The 275-nt window shown below is 70.5% G+C and carries 1 protein-coding gene; it reads left to right on the top strand.

All coding sequences use genetic code 11. The annotated features are described in order from the left end of the window. Positions 1 to 275, top strand: a 275-nt coding sequence (locus tag DEH69_RS15865) for an acyltransferase domain-containing protein (RefSeq protein WP_113687631.1), incomplete at both ends; no start/stop codon positions are given.

Here is a 275-nt window from a genome sequence, read left to right as displayed (position 1 = left end):
AACCGGACGGAGTTCGCGCAGGCCGGGCTGTTCGCGGTGGAGGTGGCGCTGTTCCGGCTGGTCGAGTCGTGGGGGATCACACCCGACTTCCTCGCCGGTCATTCGATCGGCGAGATCGCCGCGGCCCATGTGGCGGGGGTGCTGTCGCTGGATGAGGCGTGTGTGCTGGTGGCGGCGCGTGGTCGTCTGATGGGCGCCCTGCCTGAGGGTGGTGTGATGGTGGCGGTGCGGGCGCCTGAGTCGGAGGTGCTGCCGCTGCTGACCGACGGGGTGGA

Source organism: Streptomyces sp. PT12 (assembly GCF_003311645.1).
Classification (GTDB): domain Bacteria; phylum Actinomycetota; class Actinomycetes; order Streptomycetales; family Streptomycetaceae; genus Streptomyces.
The sequence above is the reverse complement of the archived record's forward strand: the minus strand, read 5'-3'. Positions and strand labels throughout refer to the sequence as shown.